Annotated in this window: 16 protein-coding genes and 1 tRNA gene; 8 read left to right on the forward strand and 9 right to left on the reverse strand. The window is 59.8% G+C overall.

What is annotated here, in order from left to right; all coding sequences use genetic code 11:
* The 4 genes from KGB29_RS23050 to KGB29_RS23065 all read right to left on the reverse strand — a co-directional run.
* Positions 1 to 85: hypothetical protein (locus KGB29_RS23050; RefSeq protein WP_223473437.1), on the reverse strand; the 85-nt coding region annotated here is incomplete at its 3' end.
* 73 nt (positions 86 to 158) lie between these two features.
* The gene (locus KGB29_RS23055; protein WP_371319473.1) at positions 159 to 1,271 is read right to left on the reverse strand and encodes a GlxA family transcriptional regulator; all 1,113 of its coding nucleotides are present in this window, start codon (positions 1,269 to 1,271) and stop codon (positions 159 to 161) included.
* Between the two features lie 106 nt (positions 1,272 to 1,377).
* The gene (gene gabP, locus KGB29_RS23060) at positions 1,378 to 2,778 is read right to left on the reverse strand and encodes a GABA permease (RefSeq protein ID WP_150815112.1); all 1,401 of its coding nucleotides are present in this window, start codon (positions 2,776 to 2,778) and stop codon (positions 1,378 to 1,380) included.
* A 612-nt stretch (positions 2,779 to 3,390) separates the two neighbouring features.
* Positions 3,391 to 3,478, reverse strand: a tRNA-Ser gene (locus KGB29_RS23065).
* Between the two features lie 123 nt (positions 3,479 to 3,601).
* Here KGB29_RS23065 and KGB29_RS23070 point away from each other — a divergent pair.
* Entirely contained in the window at positions 3,602 to 4,273 is a 672-nt protein-coding gene (locus KGB29_RS23070) for a Bax inhibitor-1/YccA family protein (RefSeq protein WP_057714309.1), read from the forward strand.
* A 60-nt stretch (positions 4,274 to 4,333) separates the two neighbouring features.
* On the opposite strand, the gene KGB29_RS23075 is transcribed toward KGB29_RS23070, so the two are convergent.
* A complete protein-coding gene (locus KGB29_RS23075; protein ID WP_090455721.1) occupies positions 4,334 to 4,663 on the reverse strand; it encodes a YceK/YidQ family lipoprotein in 330 nt (109 codons plus the stop codon).
* Positions 4,664 to 4,719: 56 nt separating this feature from the next.
* Complete coding sequence (locus KGB29_RS23080; RefSeq protein WP_046038550.1) at positions 4,720 to 5,157, reverse strand: Lrp/AsnC family transcriptional regulator; 438 nt, start codon at positions 5,155 to 5,157, stop codon at positions 4,720 to 4,722.
* A 136-nt stretch (positions 5,158 to 5,293) separates the two neighbouring features.
* Between KGB29_RS23080 and KGB29_RS23085 the strand changes: the two genes are divergently transcribed.
* The gene (locus tag KGB29_RS23085) at positions 5,294 to 6,187 is read left to right on the forward strand and encodes a DMT family transporter (RefSeq protein WP_150815113.1); all 894 of its coding nucleotides are present in this window, start codon (positions 5,294 to 5,296) and stop codon (positions 6,185 to 6,187) included.
* 16 nt (positions 6,188 to 6,203) lie between these two features.
* Here the strand turns inward: KGB29_RS23085 and KGB29_RS23090 are convergent, their stop codons facing one another.
* Both KGB29_RS23090 and KGB29_RS23095 read right to left on the reverse strand, forming a co-directional pair.
* Positions 6,204 to 7,244, reverse strand: coding sequence for an FUSC family protein (locus tag KGB29_RS23090; protein ID WP_223616491.1), 1,041 nt, complete (start codon positions 7,242 to 7,244; stop codon positions 6,204 to 6,206).
* A gap of 44 nt (positions 7,245 to 7,288) precedes the next feature.
* Entirely contained in the window at positions 7,289 to 8,914 is a 1,626-nt protein-coding gene (locus tag KGB29_RS23095) for an NADP-dependent glyceraldehyde-3-phosphate dehydrogenase (RefSeq protein ID WP_090455715.1), read from the reverse strand.
* Between the two features lie 262 nt (positions 8,915 to 9,176).
* Here KGB29_RS23095 and KGB29_RS23100 point away from each other — a divergent pair, with 262 nt between their 5' ends.
* The 3 genes from KGB29_RS23100 to KGB29_RS23110 all read left to right on the forward strand — a co-directional run bounded on the left by KGB29_RS23100 (position 9,177) and on the right by KGB29_RS23110 (position 12,263).
* Positions 9,177 to 9,563 carry a c-type cytochrome gene (locus tag KGB29_RS23100; protein ID WP_057714317.1) on the forward strand — a complete coding sequence of 129 codons (387 nt, stop codon included), beginning with the start codon at positions 9,177 to 9,179 and terminating at the stop codon, positions 9,561 to 9,563.
* Between the two features lie 22 nt (positions 9,564 to 9,585).
* Complete coding sequence (locus tag KGB29_RS23105) at positions 9,586 to 10,980, forward strand: D-arabinono-1,4-lactone oxidase (protein WP_150815114.1); 1,395 nt, start codon at positions 9,586 to 9,588, stop codon at positions 10,978 to 10,980.
* 74 nt (positions 10,981 to 11,054) lie between these two features.
* Positions 11,055 to 12,263 carry a DSD1 family PLP-dependent enzyme gene (locus KGB29_RS23110; RefSeq protein WP_191626140.1) on the forward strand — a complete coding sequence of 403 codons (1,209 nt, stop codon included), beginning with the start codon at positions 11,055 to 11,057 and terminating at the stop codon, positions 12,261 to 12,263.
* A 105-nt stretch (positions 12,264 to 12,368) separates the two neighbouring features.
* Here KGB29_RS23110 and KGB29_RS23115 read toward each other — a convergent pair whose 3' ends face one another.
* Positions 12,369 to 13,313 (reverse strand): transporter, encoded by a 945-nt coding sequence (locus KGB29_RS23115; protein WP_150815116.1) that lies wholly within the window; start codon positions 13,311 to 13,313, stop codon positions 12,369 to 12,371.
* 208 nt (positions 13,314 to 13,521) lie between these two features.
* Between KGB29_RS23115 and KGB29_RS23120 the strand changes: the two genes are divergently transcribed.
* The 3 genes from KGB29_RS23120 (at position 13,522) to KGB29_RS23130 (ending at position 16,652) form a co-directional block, all read left to right on the forward strand.
* Positions 13,522 to 14,562, forward strand: coding sequence for an AraC family transcriptional regulator (locus KGB29_RS23120; RefSeq protein ID WP_150815117.1), 1,041 nt, complete (start codon positions 13,522 to 13,524; stop codon positions 14,560 to 14,562).
* Between the two features lie 217 nt (positions 14,563 to 14,779).
* Positions 14,780 to 15,667 (forward strand): Dyp-type peroxidase, encoded by an 888-nt coding sequence (locus KGB29_RS23125; protein WP_150815119.1) that lies wholly within the window; start codon positions 14,780 to 14,782, stop codon positions 15,665 to 15,667.
* A gap of 16 nt (positions 15,668 to 15,683) precedes the next feature.
* Positions 15,684 to 16,652 carry a Gfo/Idh/MocA family protein gene (locus tag KGB29_RS23130; RefSeq protein ID WP_150815120.1) on the forward strand — a complete coding sequence of 323 codons (969 nt, stop codon included), beginning with the start codon at positions 15,684 to 15,686 and terminating at the stop codon, positions 16,650 to 16,652.
* Positions 16,653 to 16,799: the final 147 nt, after the last annotated feature.

Below are 16,799 nucleotides of genomic sequence, written 5' to 3' on the forward strand. Positions count from 1 at the left end.
GGCCGATCAGCTTCTTGATGGTTTCCGGGGTTGCAGCAACCCGTGTTTCACCGGTCTGGGTTTCGAGAGGAACACCAATGTGCACGTCAAATCTCCTGCGTGATCTTATTGAGTAAACCCATGCACTGCGGATGAATGGGGGCGGCAGGGACGTCCTGTCAGCACGACTCCGCCAAGTCGAAACGATCAATCATTCGAACACTGGCAAAAGTCGATTCGTTTCGTGCCTGGTCGAGCGCTGTCAGTGGTTTAGTTGATGACTGCTGCGTAGTCGCAAGCGTTGCCGGTTTGCGACTCATGTCAGAGCCGGAACGCTCGTCGCTTGGTGGAACACCAAAGTACTCGCGATAGCACTTGGAAAAGTGTGGTGTGGACACGAAACCGCATACGTACGCCAGCTCAATGATCGACAATGATGTTTGCTTAAGCAGTTGTCGCGCTCGAATAAGACGTAACCTTAAGTAGTAGCGTGACGGCGTACAGTGAAGGTATTTCTGAAATAGCCGCTCTAGCTGTCGACGTGACAGATCAACGTATTCTGCAAGGTTATCCAGGTCGATCGGTTCCTCGAGATTGGCCTCCATCAACGCGACGATCTCCTGCAGCTTAGGCTGATGAGTTCCCAGCACATGCCTGAGCGGAACCCGCTGATGGTCCTGTTCGTTGCGTATGCGCTCGTAAACAAACATCTCAGAGATGGCTGCGGATAGTTCACGACCATGATCGCGACCAATCAGGTGCAGCATCATGTCCAGCGGCGCTGTTCCCCCGGAGCTTGTGAATCGGTTTCGGTCCAGGGTGAAGAGACTCGCGCTGATGCTGACTCGCGGGAAAGCTTCCTGCATGGCGGCCAAGAATTCCCAATGCACGCTGCACTCGTAGCCGTCGAGCAGCCCGGCTTTGGCGAGCGCCCAGCTGCCGGTGCACACACCTCCCAACCGTCTGGATTGACGCGCCAAGGCTTGCAGCCAGGTAATGTGCTCGCGGGTAATCACGTTCTGGATTCCAACACCACCGCACACGATTACAGTGTCCGCCACTGATGGATTGTTCCACGAAGCATCCGGAGTGATCGGCACGCCGTCACTGGCCCAGACAGGCTCTCCATCGGGGCTGAACGTATGCCAGCGATATAGCTCTCGCCCCGACAACTGATTGGCCATGCGCAGTGGCTCTACTGCGGACGCCAGGGAAATAAGTGTGAATTTATCCAGCAGCAGAAAACCAACGGATTGAGTCGTACCGTCGGACACGGTGGAGTTCGATGACATCGTGGTCATGTCCTCACAGAGAGCGATTACGGCCTGAGACGCAGGAGCTGGTAATACTCCCCAGCCTTGGCGCAGGGAGTAGGTTTGGCGCAAATACCTCCTTGGTTTATCCCACTGACGTCACCCTCGCAGCCTGCGCAGGGTGACGCGACGTCACAAGGCCGATAAAGGAAATCGCCAGCGCCAGGCCAATGGTTGTACTGACTTCGGTACGGTGCTCAGGGGTGATCATCATGACTGCCAGCGCTGCGCATATGAACGCAATCACCAGCCACGTCAGCCATGGAAACAGCCACATGCGAAAGGTCAGCTCAACGTTCTGCCGACGCAACATCCGGCGCATGCGCAGTTGCGACACCGCAATGGCCAGGTACACCAGCAAGGCAATCGCGCCGGAGCTGGCCAGCAGGAAGTTAAACAGCCCGGCGGGCATGAAGTAGCTCCACACGGTGATCGCCGCGCCCAGCACGGTGCTGGCGATGACTGCTGCACGCGGCACGCCCTCGGAGGAGGTCGCCTTCAGCGACTTCGGCGCATCGCCACGACGACCCAGCGAGTACAGCATGCGCGAAGCAATGTAGATCGAGGAGTTCATGCAGCTGGCCACAGCGATCAGCACCACCACGTCCACCATGAACTTGGCGTGGGGAATGTTCATGATCTCCAGTGCCCTCTGGTAGGAGCCTACCTGGGCGAGCAGCGGATCGTTCCAGGGCACCACGGAGATGACCACGAAAATCGACAACAGGTAGAACACGCCGATGCGCCAAATCACCGAACGCGTGGCCTTGGCAATGTTCTGCGAGGGATTGTCGGATTCGGCGGCGGCGATGGTGACCGCTTCAGTACCAATGAAGCTGAACATGATGGTGATGAAAGCGCCGACTACCGCCGACAGGCCGTTGGGGGCAAATCCGCCATGCTCGGCCATCAGTCCGCTCAAGCCGCTGACTTCCCGATCGGGCACCCAGCCCATCAACACGGCAAAACCCACGCCGATGAAACCGATGATCGCCACCACCTTGGCCATGGCGAACCAGAATTCGAATTCGCCGTACTTGGAGACACTGAACAGATTGGTGATCACCAACGCAATGATCGACACCAGGGCGAACAGCCAGGCATCGATCTGGGGAAACCACTGGTTCAACACATGGCCGGCGGCCAGTGCTTCGATAGGGATCACCAGTACCCAGAACCACCAGTACAGCCAACCGATGGTGAAGCCTGCCCAACGACCTATTGCCTGGTCGGCATAGGTGGAGAACGAGCCTGTGTCCGGGTTGGCCACCGCCATTTCACCGAGCATACGCATGACCAGAACGACAAGCAGGCCTGAGAATAGGTAGGCCAGCAGGACGGCCGGGCCAGCAGCTGCAATGGCATGTCCTGAGCCAACGAATAAACCGGCGCCGATAATCCCGGCGATTGACAGCATTGTTACGTGACGAGGCTTGAAGCCCTGTGCCAATTGGCCATTCGAATCCTTGGAGCTCGGGCTAATCATCGGGTTTTTTTTCTCTGCTGATCGACATTTAAGCGAAGTGATGGGGGCAACGGATCATCATCGTTTCCTGCTGCCGCTTCCTGAAAGTGGCACCCTTCAAACGCTGCCGTACTTATCAAACCCATCGTCGCGATGTGGTTATTTCCATGAAAAGAGGCGCCACCTTACCCGGCTTGTCCGATAATTCAGTTACCTGTTCACGCCACCTCCTTGCCTGATATCGACACGTGCCTATTTAACGTTCACAGCGAAAACCAATCGGTCACGAATTGGCCAGGTGGAATCGTTTTGTTTTTTTGAGGATTCTGCTAAAGCAGCAACGAATGGGGATTGTCTGGAAGGTTTAAGCGGCCGAGAAGGTTTCGGGCCGAGGGCCGCGAGATCTCTGCGGGAAGAGCGGATTGGATGATTACTGCCTGTCGCGACCGGCTGAATCCATAGCCGTTTACTGTCGGTCAAGAAGGTCAGTTGGCGACCTTTTTCCTGTAGCGGCGCTTTCAGCTTGGTCGAGGGGTTACCAAATGGTTTTGTAACGGCTCTGAAAAGCAGCACCGATTCCCAAACCCCAGAAACGACAAAGCCCTGAATAATCAGGGCTTTGTCGTATAAAGATGGCGGAGGCGATGGGATTCGAACTCATGGACCTGTTACAGTCGACGGTTTTCAAGACCGTTGCCTTAAACCACTCGGCCACACCTCCGTTTGCGTTGCGGGCGCCATAATACCTGAATGAAACACACTGTCAAACTCTCTGCATAGCTTGTTACAGAGCGTCTGTTATGATCTTTGCGACTGAACGTTTCAAACCAACAGGAGTGTCGCCATGCGCGAACAGGATTACGCAGTTAATAACAGCGTGCAGGCTGAGCAGCTAGAGGTTAGCCGCGTCCTGCGCAACACATACGGCTTGCTCGCCCTGACCCTGGCTTTCAGCGGTGTGACAGCCTACGTTGCCCAGCAGATGCATGTTGGCTACCCGAACATTTTCGTGGTGCTGATCGGCTTCTACGGTCTTTTCTTCCTCACCAACAAACTCCGTGATTCGGCCTGGGGCCTGGTGTCGGCATTTGCCCTGACCGGTTTCATGGGTTTCCTGCTTGGCCCGATCCTCAACCGTTACCTGGGTATGCAGGGCGGCGCTGAAGTGGTCAGCTCGGCTTTCGCGATGACGGCGCTGGTGTTCGGCGGTCTGTCGGCGTATGTGCTGATTACCCGCAAGGACATGAGCTTCCTCGGTGGTTTCATCACGGCAGGCTTCTTTGTGCTGCTGGGTGCGACGCTGGCGAGCCTGTTCTTCCAGATCAGCGGCCTGCAACTGGCGATCAGCGCAGGTTTCGTGCTGTTCTCCTCGGTCTGCATTCTGTTCCAGACCAGCGCCATCATTCATGGCGGCGAGCGTAACTACATCATGGCTACCATCAGCCTGTATGTATCGATCTACAACCTGTTCGTCAGCCTGTTGCAGCTGTTCGGCATCATGAGCCGCGATGACTGATCCTCGGCCTTGAACTAAAAAACCCGCTCAGGCGGGTTTTTTATTACCACAAATCCAGGCCTACTCTGTAATGACGATGCTGCCGTCGGCTTGCTGGCGGTAGATGGTGTAGGGCAGCAGCAGTGTGTCCATCGCCCCGGACACGACCACGTCGAGCAGCACGATAGCGGGGGCGGGACCATGTACCTGCGCATCCCGGCCGTCTTCGAGGGGCGCGTTCAGGTAGCAGAAGTCGTAGGTCACGCCGCTGTAGATTCGCGGTACCGCGCCGCAGTAACTCTTTTGTTCCTTGAGACTTTTCGAGGCCACTTCGTCACTGCGCACAACCGTCTGAATCGTGCCGCAACCCGCCAACATCGTAGCCACCAGAAGCATTGCCTGAGTTTTCATGCCGTCAATCCTTCGCCGGAAACCATCAATCTACTTCAGTCTGAAATAAATATCACTCACGCCATGGGCGGCAACCGGCGCTTGACCGGGGTTTTCTTGACGATCGCCGTATTGGTTTCAGCGTGGGTGTTGAGTCGGTCGAGCAGGGTGTCCAGTTGTTCCATCGAGCGCACATGCAGGCGCGCGATGAAACAGTCGTCGCCGGTGACCTTGTCGCACTCGGTGAATTCGGGAATGGCCATGATTTGCCGCTCCACTTCCTGCAATTGCCCCGGCAACGGGCGAATACGCACGATGGCTTGGAGTTGATAGCCGAAGCATTTCGGGTCGATTTCAACGGTGTAGCCCTTGAGCACGCCTCGCTCTTCCAGGCGGCGCAGACGCTCGGCAACACTGGGGGAAGACAGGCCGCTGATTTGCGCCAGGGCCTTGAGCGAGCGTCGCGAGTCCTCCATCAGCGCCGTGATCAGCAGCTGGTCGATGTCATCGGTCATGGCAAAATCCTCTGTTAGGCATTTTTCCAAAAAGGCCTTGATAAAAAAGGCAGATCCCGAGTTTAGCCTGCTTTTTGCTCTGGAGTAGCCCCTGGGGGCATTGGCATACTTTGGTCACAAACACAGGAGTCTGATGATGGACAAAACCCTACGCCGCGGTTCGTTCGAAATGACGGCCGCCATGCTGATCTCCGGCACCATCGGCTGGTTCGTGCTGGTGTCCGGGCAACCGGTGCTGGATGTGGTGTTCTGGCGCTGCCTGTTCGGTGCTGGCACCTTGCTGCTCATTTGCGCGGCTTTCGGCTTTCTGCGCCCCGGCATTCTGACCCGCACCACGTTCCTGCTCGCAGTGCTCAGCGGTGTGGCGATCGTCGGCAACTGGGTGCTGTTGTTCGCGTCCTATTCCCGGGCGTCGATTGCCATCGGCACCGCCGTCTATAACGTCCAGCCTTTCATGCTGGTCGGGCTGGCGGCGCTGTTTCTCAATGAAAAGATCACTGCGCAGAAGCTGGCCTGGCTGGGCGTTTCGTTTCTCGGGATGCTGGCGATTGTCAGTGCCCATGGCAGCCAGGGCGAAAGCGGCAGCGATTACCTGACGGGCATTGCCTTGGCGTTGGGCGCGGCGTTTCTCTACGCAATTGCCGCGTTGATCATCAAGCGCCTGACTGGAACCCCACCGCATTTGATCGCGCTGATCCAGGTCAGCACAGGCGTGCTGTTGCTCGCGCCCTTCGCGAATCTTTCCGTATTGCCCCAGGCGCCAAGCGCGTGGGCCAGCCTGGTGACGCTGGGTATGGTGCACACCGGCGTGATGTATGTGTTGTTGTACGGCGCGATTCAAAAACTGCCGACGGCGTTGACGGGCGCGCTGTCCTTCATCTACCCGATCGCGGCGATTTTCGTCGACTGGTTTGCCTTCGGTCATCGCCTGGAGCCACTGCAATGGATTGGAGTCGCGGCGATTCTGTTGGCCGCTGCCGGCATGCAACAAGGCTGGTCGCTGAAGTTTCGGCGCACGGTGACGCCTTGAGTGCCAACCAGGGGCGTCAGATGTTCCAGCGCGGCGCGCTCTTGGCCAAGCGCTGGCGCATCTCCCCGACGTTGGCGGCCAGTTGTTGGGTCAGCAAACGATACCCGTCCAGCGTGTTGTAGACCGGCGCATCAAGGCTGACAAGCGGTACATCCACGGGGCGATTGAGCCGCTGGGCGGCGCCTGATTTCAACGCCCGGGCCATGCCGATCAATTGCACGCGAATTTGTCGATGCTCGGCTTTCAATGCCGTTTGCATCAGCGACATCGCCTCGAGGTCATTGGCATCCGGTCGGGTATTGCCGAGGATTTCCAGGGTGCTGACGCACATTCGCAGGTTGCGCTGAAGGGCATCGAGTTCGGTCATGGAAATCTTCACTTCCTTGGACACCGAGGGCATCAGTGAGCGAAGTTGCACCATCGCCGCGTTCAGGCGAGTCATGAGTTTGAGGTGTTCGTCGGCGGTGATGGCCTGGCCGTCAACGATGCGCCCGTAGACTTTCGCGCAATCACGTAGCGCATCGGCCAGGTTGTAGCGCCAGGAATAAACCGCGTACAGCGGCAGGGCAAAGGAAAACGCCAGGGCCAGGGCAATGCCGATCAGGATATCCACCCCGCGCCACAAGCCATCGGTGACCGGGTTGTCGCCGTGCCCCGCGACGATGAACACGGTAATCGCCGACAGCAGCGCCGTGTAACCACCCTTGCCGATGGCGTGATACGAGAAAAACCCGCAGACCACCGACATCGCGAAATAGGTCAGCCTGGGCATCCCCAGCCAGGCCTGTTGTGCCACCAACACCAGGCCGACACCGGCGCCGATCAAGGTGCCAATGGCGCGCTCGGCGGCTTTCTTGCCGATGTTGCCGTGGTGCTGCAAGCCGCCTATCACCACCAGCATGGTCACCGACGCCCACTCACCGTGGGGTAGATTGATGCCGGTGGTCAGCAGGATCGTCGCCAGCAACCCGAGCGACACCCGCACCGCATGGATCACCCGGGCATGGCGGTAGCGCCGGTACGGGTCCAGCAACGGACGCAGCAATCGGCGCAACAGCGGTGGCAATCGTTGGGCTCTGGATGTACTCAGGCTGGCTCTCCTCAGAAGATGTAGTCGGTGGTCAGGAAGCTCGAACTGCGGCCGCTGATGATCTCGCTGATCAGGTCTTTGTTGGTCTCCTGGAACTTGGTCGCCACCAGGGTGCGGATCGAAAACACCCGCAGTGCGTCATGGACCGACAAGGTGCCTTCGGCCGAGTTCTTGCGACCATTGAAGGGATAGGTGTCCGGGCCGCGCTGACACTGGGCATTGAGGTTGATGCGCCCGACCTGATTGGCGAAGGTGTCCACCAGCCGGCCAACCGCCACCGGGTTGGTGCCGAAGATGCTCAATTGCTGGCCAAAGTCCGACTCCAGCACGTAGTCGATCACGGTATCCAGATGACGGTAGGGCACGATGGGGATGACGGGGCCGAACTGTTCCTCCTGATAAACCCGCATCTGCGGCGTGACCGGGTACAGCACCGCCGGGTAGAAGAATGACGCACGAGCCTCGCCACCGTTGGGGTTGACTACCTTGGCGCCTTTGCTTTCGGCATCCGCCACCAGTGCATGCAGATAGTCGACCTTGCCCGATTCCGGCAGTGGCGTCAGGGCTACGCCACTTTCCCAGGGCATGCCGGGTTTGAGGTTGGCGAGCCTGGCATTGAATTTGTCGATGAAGGACTCGACCACGTCTTCGTGGACAAACAGGATCTTCAGAGCGGTGCAGCGCTGGCCATTGAATGACAGCGAACCGGTCACCGCTTCACTGACCGCGTTGTCCAGATCCACTTCCGGCAGGACGATGCCCGGGTTTTTCGCATCCAGGCCCAGCGCCGCGCGCAAGCGGTGGGGTCTCGGATGGAGTTTTTTCAGGTCACTGGCGGCCTTGTTGGTGCCGATGAAGGCAAAGATGTCGATCTTGCCGCTGGCCATCAACGCACTGACCGTCTCGCGGCCGCTGCCGTAGATGACGTTGATCACCCCGGTCGGAAAGCTGTCGCGGAAGGCCTCCAGCAGCGGGCGAATCAGCAGCACGCCGAGCTTGGCCGGCTTGAACACCACGGTGTTGCCCATGATCAGCGCCGGGATCAGCGTGGTGAAGGTTTCGTTCAACGGATAGTTGTAAGGCCCCATGCACAGGGCCACGCCCATCGGTACGCGACGGATCTGGCCGAGGGTGTCCTGTTCCAGTTCGAAACGGCTGGAGCGGCGGTCGAGTTCCTTCAGGGCGTTGATGGTGTCGACGATGTAGTCGCAGGTGCGGTCGAACTCCTTTTCCGAGTCCTTGAGGTTCTTGCCGATTTCCCACATCAGCAACTTGACCACGGCGTCGCGCTGCTCGCGCATGCGCCCGAGGAAGGTTTCGACGTGCTGGATGCGTTCGGCCACGCGCATGGTCGGCCACAGGCCCTGGCCACGGTCATAGGCGCGGACTGCAGCGTCGAGGGCGGTCAAGGCGGTGTCGGCATCCAGCAGCGGTGTGCTGCCGAGGATCACCTGTTCATCGCCATTCGGGCCTGCCAGGTACACCGGGCTGCGGACCAGGGCCAGCGGCCCGTTCCAGGTTCTGAGTTGGCCATCGACCAAGTACTCGCGCTGCTCGGTCTGGCCGTCAAGGCGGTACTTTTCCGGGATCTCGGCGGGGCTAGGGAACAGGTTCTGCAGATTATTGGCTGTGGTCATGTCGCTACCCCTCTGGATTGGCTGATGCACTGATGAATCGTTTTAGCAGACCTCAGCAACGCTTGTCATGACTCATCTCAGGGTTTTGCCGAACAGCATGATGTCGGGGACTTGTCGGTGCCTTGCGTCATGGCCTCAGAAGCGCCCCTTGTTGGCCCCCAATGCCCTCAACCTGCCCGCGCAGGGTGCCTTAATGTTGACTCTCCTTGATCACAACAAAAAAGTGCACCCGGCCGGCCGGGCAGCCATTGAGAGGACAGCCATGCGGGCAAGCCGATTAACTGAAAAGCCTAGCCTTTGTTTGGCCTTGGTGGGCTGTGTCTTTGCGGCGTTGCTTGCAGGGTGCGGCAAAGAGCCGAACAACCCGCCGACCCGCAGCGAAGCAGGTGCCGCGAGGCCCGCCGACGCGGAACTCGCGCAGGTCTACGACAACAGCTGCAAGCTTTGCCATGCCAATCCGGCGGCCGGGGCGCCGCTGACCGGCGATATCAAGGCCTGGCAACCACGGGTGTTACAGGGCGCCGACACGCTGCTCGATCACGCGATCAACGGTTACAACGGCATGCCGCCGATGGGGATGTGCATGCAGTGTTCGCAAGAACAGTTCCTGGCGCTGATTGCCTTTATGTCCGGCCAGCAAATCCAATAACAAGAACGGCAGGGTGCGATTCATGACGATGGACCTGACACGGCGTCAGTTGTTGCAACGGGCGAGCGTCATTGGCGCCTTTACCGCGCTCGGCTCAACGCCGGCAGTGGCCGAGCTGCTGCGCGCGCCACGCCTGATTCCCTGGCGCAATTGGTCGGGAGGCCAGAGTTGCCTGCCGGCTGCGCGGTTGGCGCCCAAGAACCTGGATGAGTTGACGCAAGTGGTGCGCCAGGCCCCCGGCAAGATTCGTCCGGTGGGCTCGGCGCATTCCTTCAGTGCGCTGGTGCCCACCGACGGCACCTTGCTGTCGCTGAGCTATTTCACGGGTTTGCTCGATCACGATCGGCAAACGCTGCAGGCCGAGTTCGCCGCCGGCACGCCGATGTCACGTATGGGCACGCCGCTCAAGGACATCGGCCAGGCCCTGCAAAACATGGCTGACATCGATTACCAGACCCTTGCCGGCGCGATCTCGACCTCGACCCACGGCACCGGCAAAGACTTTCAATCGTATTCGGCGCATGTCTGCGGCTTGCAGTTGGTGGCCGCCAACGGCGACGTGCTCGACTGCGATGCCAGCCGCCATCCTGAAGTGTTCAGTGCCGCGAGGGTGTCCTTGGGCGCGTTGGGTGTGGCCACCAGGGTACGCCTGCAAAACCGCCCGGCGTATCGATTGCGGGAGCGCCAATGGATCGCTAAAACCGAAGAGTTACTGGAAGACCTGGACAAGAACACCCGGGAAAACCAGCACTGGGAAATGCTCGTGGTGACCCATTCCGACTACGCCTTGTCGATCGCCCTGAACGAAACCGGCGACCCGGCTACACCACCGGTCCCGGCTGATGAGGAGGGCGGCAACGAGTTTGTCACGCTGATCGAGAAGATCGACAAATACGCCAGCGACTTCCCGGACCTGCGTCGCACGATGCTCAATAACTTGCGCCACCTGGCCAGTTTCGATGACCGGGTGGGTGACTCGTTCGACATCTATGCCAACGTGCGCACGGTACGTTTCAATGAAATGGAATACTCCGTGCCAGCCGAATACGGCCCAGCCTGTTTGCGCGAGATCCTCAAATTGGTCCAGGACAAGGACCTGCGCACCTGGTTTCCGATCGAGTACCGTTACGTCAAGGCCGACGACATTCCCCTGAGCATGTTCGAAGGTCGCGACAGCTGTTCGATCTCGGTCCACCAGCATTACCAGATGGATCATCACAATTTCTTCGCCGCCATCGAGCCGATTTTCTGGAAGTACAACGGCCGGCCGCACTGGGGCAAGTTGCACACGCTGAATGCAAAAAACCTGCAGCCGCTGTACCCGCGCTGGCAGGAATTCATCCAGGTGCGGCAGGCGCTCGACCCCAGCGGCAAATTTCTCAACGCGCACTTGTCATCCATTCTGGGGGTGAGCTGATGGCCGTCAATCGCCGCAATTTCTTGCTCGGCACCGCCGGTGTCGGCGCCTTGTTGGTGGGTGTCGGGGCGTGGCTGCGGCCGGGTGACCGAGGCGCGCCGTACAGCGATTACTTCCTTGCGCTGAACCGCGAACTCAAGGACCACGGGCCGATGCGACCGGTGATGCTGATCGACCTTGATCGGCTGGATCACAACATCGATGTGGTGATGCAATCGGTCAAGCGCGCCGGCAAGCACCTGCGCCTGGTGGAAAAGTCACTGCCGGCACCGGGGCTTCTGGCCTACATCGCCCAGCGCGCCGGTACGCAACGGCTGATGTCGTTTCACCAACCGTTTCTCAATCATGACGCGGTGCAGTTTGCCGAGGCCGATATTCTGCTGGGCAAGCCGCTGCCGGTGCGTTCGGCCGAGTTGTTCTATCAGTCGCACAAGGGTTCTTTCGACCCTTCGAAGCAATTGCAATGGTTGCTCGATACGCCGCAACGCTTGCAGCAATACCTCGCCCTGGCTCAAGGGCTGGGCACGCGAATACGGGTGAACATCGAACTGGATGTCGGGCTGCATCGCGGTGGCGTCAGCGACCTTGGCGTACTCGGGCAGATGCTGGCGCTGATCGGCCAGCACCCGCAGCACCTGGAATTCGCCGGGTACATGGGCTACGACCCGTTCGTGGGCATGGGCGTGCCGGGGATCCTGGGCTCGCCCGAGGAGCTGTTCGCCACGGTGATGGTGATCTACAACCGCTGCGTCGATTTCACCCGTCAGCACTACCCCGGTCTGTGGCGCGAAGGGCTGACCCTCAATACGGCCGGCAGCCCGAGCTATCGCATGCATGAACACGAACAGCTCAGCAGCGAAGTGTCGGTGGGGACGGGGCTGCTCAAGCCCACTCATTATGATTTGCCGTCACTGGCGGAGCATGTGCCGGCCGCTTTTATCGCCACGCCGGTGCTGAAAAGCACCGGGGCTGTAAACATCCCGGCGCTGGATGGCAAGTCCAGGCTGTTTTCCTGGTGGGACACCAATCAGCGCGAGACGTATTTCATCTATGGCGGTAACTGGATGGCGGAGTTCGAATCGCCAGCGGGGTTGCAGAGCAATGGCGTGTATGGCCGCAGCTCGAACCAGGAAATGGTCAATGGTTCGGCGGCGGTGGGGCTGACGGTTGAGGACCAGGTGTTCTTGCGGCCTGCCCAGACGGAGTCGGTGTTGTTGCAGTTCGGGGATTTGCTGGCGGTTCGGGGTGGGCGGATTGTGGATAGCTGGCCGGTGTATTCCTGATGTTTTTTGGGTGATTGTTCCGACGCCTTCGCGAGCAAGCCCGCTCCCACAGGGGAATGCATTCCAAATGTGGGAGCGGGCTTGCTCGCGAAGGCGTCAGTTCAGTCAGAACGCATAGGGAATGCTGACCTTGGCCCAAAGCATTTCCCCTTCAGGCCGGTTTTCCACGTCGAACTCCTTGGCCCAGCGAATCTCCGCGCTGGCGTATTTGAGAAAGGTCCAGTGCAGCGCCGGACCAATGGCAAACACCTGGCCGCGCACCCCGTCGTTCACGTCCTGGCCATTGAACTGCACGGTGTGGCCGAACTGTTTGTCGTCGGTGGTTTGCTTGAGATAGTAGCCGTTCAATCCGAGCATCAGGTCGTCGGTGATCTTGAAACTGGCGGAATAATCGAAGTGGAAAATCTGCCCCGACTTGTAGTCGGTGTCCTTGTTTTTCTCGTTGAAACTGTAGGTGGTCTTCATCGACACCTCGGTTCTGTCCGTCGGCAGCCAGGTGAAGGAGAACAACGGTTTGTAGGTGTAGAAGTTGTTGCTGGTGTTGGCCAGGCGGTCAACGCTGTACTCGCCGGTCGGCACGGTGATTTCGATGGCGGCGCCGAGGGTCAGGTTCGGGCCCATGTCCCAGAGGATGATCGGCGCGACCGTGGTGTCGCCCATGCCTTCGCGGGTGTCCTGCAAGCCGAACACCGAGACTTCCTGCTTGAGCCAGGGCTGCGCGATGTAGCCGGCCAGCCGGCCGCCAAACACGCGCACCGGGCTGAGGTAATCCAGGCGCGGAATGACCGCCGTGGACTCGATCTCGACGTTCGGCACCTTGCCGCCGAGCGAGCTGATATTGAGCTTCGTGGCTTTGTAGTGGTTGTAGTAGAGGTTGAACGCAACCATGTTGTCCGGAAGGCTGTCGGGCGAAAGCGGCAACACGAAAAAGCCGTCGGTGCCGGTGCCGATGTTGTCCACGCCAGTCTCGGTGGCCAGTGCCGGTTGCAGGGCGCAGACGCCGGCCAGGCCAATGACCGTCAGGGGGAGTGTCGTGCGGGTCGGGATCATGGGTGTACTCATTATTATTGTTGTCGGGCTGTCCGGCATCCATACGAGGGCCGCAACATAGAAATAAGCTGTCTGTGCCCTGCAAGGCAGGGTATTGGCGGCCATTTAGGGGGACTTCTGCGGACAGTCTTTGAGCCCTGTGCTAACTTCCTTCGACATAACCGGTTACAAAAATAAGAATGCAGCTCGACCCGGAATGTATAGCCCCATGCAAATGAAAGTGATCGATCCCACCTTTGAACTGGCGCTGGTGTCGCCGTTTCTCCTGCAGACCCTGGCCGAAGTCGCCGAGCAAAAAGGCATCCACCCCGAGAGCCTGTGCCGAGGGTTGGGCTTTACCTTTGAAGACCTGCAGGACCCGGCGCAGCGTATCTCCCATCGCCAGGCCGTGGCCATGATTCAACGCGCGCTCAAGGCCTTGCCCAATCAGGGGCTGGGCTTGTGGGTCGGCGCGCAGAATGTGCTCGGCACGCTGGGGTTGTTGGGGCATGTGTTGTCGCTGTGCAAGACCCTGCGCGATGCCTTCGAACTGGGCATTCGCCATCAACACACCTCTGGCGGCATTGTCGTGTCGAGTGTGGAGGAGGCGGGGGATCGGGTGTATATCGACGTTGAATGCCGCTTGCCGTTCGCCGACGTGCAGTTGTTCGCGGTCGAGGAGTTTTTCGCCAGCCTGCTGGTGTACGGCCGGGCGCTGGTCGGGGCGGATTTCAAGCCGACGGCCGTGGAGTTCGTGCATGCCGCGCCGGACTATCTCGGCGAATATTCGCGCCTGCTGGGGCCGGACGTGCGTTTCGGTTGCCTGCAAAACCGCATGGTGATCGATGCGCATTGGCTGGACGTTCAGTTGCCCAATCACCATTCTCTGGCCCTGCGCCAGGCCGTGAAATTGCTCGAACTGGAAGCCGCGCAGGTGCACCAGAAAATGGATCTGATCCAAGCGGTGGAACGGGCGATTGCCCGGGACCTGACCGAGGGCAGCCACATCGAGAAAATCGCCGGCGACCTGAACATGAGCAGCCGCACCTTGCGCCGCCGCCTCACCGAACACGCGCTGACCTTCGAAACGCTGCTGGAGCAAGTGCGCCAGGCCCGCACCATGAGCCTGCTGGCCAACCCGGACATGTCCATCGAACGCATCACCGAGGAAGTCGGCTACAGCGACGTGCGCAGCTTTCGCCGGGCTTTCAGGCGCTGGACCGGCAAGAGCCCGAGTGCGTTTCGCAACGAAAGCCCCGGCGTGGTTTGATCTTCTGTGGCGAGGGGGCTTGCCCCCGTTGGGTTGCGAAGCAGCCCCCAAAACCTGGCGACTCGGTATGACTGAAAATGCAGGGGAGCGCTACGCGCTCCAACGGGGGCAAGCCCCCTCGCCACAGAAGCCCCCTTTGCCACAGGTTCCTGGCCTCTGACGGCACACAAACCCTCGTACTCCGGTTAAACTCCATGCTCTTTTTCGAGGAGTTCATATGAGTCATTACCAGCCGGGCATTCTCGCCACCCCCGTTCCGCCTCAAGCTCGCCATATGTTCTTCGCCCTCGAATCCGTTGCTGCTCTACCGACCGCGCTCGATAACCTGCAAGGCCTGGTGGACGGCAAATCGGTGGTGGTCGGCTTCGGTGAATCCCTGGTCAAGGCGCTGGACGGGCAGATCGAAGGCCTGCGCACTTTCCCGGCACTGACTGGCGTCGGTGTCGACAATCCGTCGACCCAACACGCGCTCTGGTGCTGGCTGCACGGTGAAGATCGTGGTGAGTTGCTCAACCGCAGCAACGCCATCGAAGCGGCATTGGCCCCGGCGTTGCGCCTGGTGCAGATGAACGAAACCTTCCGCCACATGACCGGCCATGACCTGACCGGCTACGAAGATGGCACCGAGAACCCCCACGACGCAGCCGCCGTGACCGCCGCCCTGGTGGGTGAGGGCGCGGACGGCACGGTGGGTGGCAGCTTCGCCGCGATCCAGCAGTGGCAGCATGACTTGAAAGGTTTTCATGGGCTGTCGGCGGATGAAAAAGACAACATCATGGGTCGCCGCTTGAGCGATAACGAAGAGATCGACGACGCGCCGGTTTCCGCCCACGTCAAACGCACCGCCCAGGAAAGCTTTGCGCCTGAAGCCTTCGTGGTGCGCCGCTCGATGCCGTGGATCGAAGGTGACCGTGCCGGCCTGATGTTCCTGGCCTTCGGTTTTTCCCTTGACGCCTTCGAAGCCCAACTGCGCCGCATGAGTGGCCTGGAAGACGGCATCACCGACGGTCTGTACCGCATCAGCCGTCCGATCACCGGTGGCTACTACTGGTGCCCGCCGCTCAAGGACGGTCGACTGGACCTGCGCGCATTGCGCGTCGGCTGAGCCGCAAGGAGTGCCTATGAACCTGGTGCGCTGGGGCATGATCGGCTGTGGCAGTGTCGCTGAACGCAAAAGCGGGCCGGCCTTTTACAAGGCACCCGGATCGGCGTTGGTCGCGGTGATGGGCCGGCGCCTGGAAGCCGTCACCGACTACGCCACGCGCCACGGCATCGCTCGGGTCTACACCGATGCGCAGGCGCTGATCAACGATCCCGAGGTCGACGCGGTGTACATCGCCACGCCGCCCGACAGCCATCACGCCTATGCTTTGCAGGTGGCCGCCGCGGGCAAGCATTGCTGCGTGGAAAAACCGATGGCGCTGAATGCCGGGCAAAGCCGTGAAATGCAGCAGGTGTTTGCCGATGCCGGGTTGCACCTGTTCGTGTCCTATTACCGACGTTCGCTGCCACGCTTCCGGCAAGTGCGGCAATGGCTGGAAGAGGGGCGGATCGGCGAGGTCCGGCACCTGAGCTGGACCCTCACCAAAGCCCCGTCGGCAGCGGACCGGAGCGGCACCGATAACTGGCGCACCGACCCGGCAATTGCCGGTGGAGGTTACTTCGCCGATCTGGCCAGCCATGGCCTGGACCTGTTTCAGTACCTTCTCGGCGATATCGTCGAAGTCGCCGGATTCACTGCGCGGCAGGCTGGTTTGTACGCGGCCGAAGATGCCGTCAGCGCCACTTGGCGGTTTGCCAGCGGGGCACTGGGCATGGGCTGCTGGAACTTCGTTGCAGACCGTCGCGAAGACCGGGTCGAAGTGATTGGCAGCGAAGGCCGGATCACTTTTTCAGTGTTCGATGAACACCCGGTCGAGCTGCACGCTGATGAACACCTCAGCCTGACCATCGAGCATCACGCACATATCCAATGGCACCACGTATTGGGTATGAATGCGCATATTCGTGGCGAGACGCAGCACCCCGCCGTGGCCGAGCAGGCGCTGAAGACCGATTGGGTGATGGACCAGATTCTCAAGCGCCACTGATTCTTCAGATCACACATAACCCCCTGTGGGAGCGGGCTTGCTCGCGAATGCGGTTCAACATTCAACATCTGAGTTGACTGACACACCGCCTTCGCGAGCTAGCCCGCTCCCACATTTGTTCTTGCTCCGCACTTCTAACCTTATGCG

It is taken from the genome of Pseudomonas sp. BF-B-30 (assembly GCF_019956305.1).
Lineage (GTDB): Bacteria > Pseudomonadota > Gammaproteobacteria > Pseudomonadales > Pseudomonadaceae > Aquipseudomonas > Aquipseudomonas jessenii.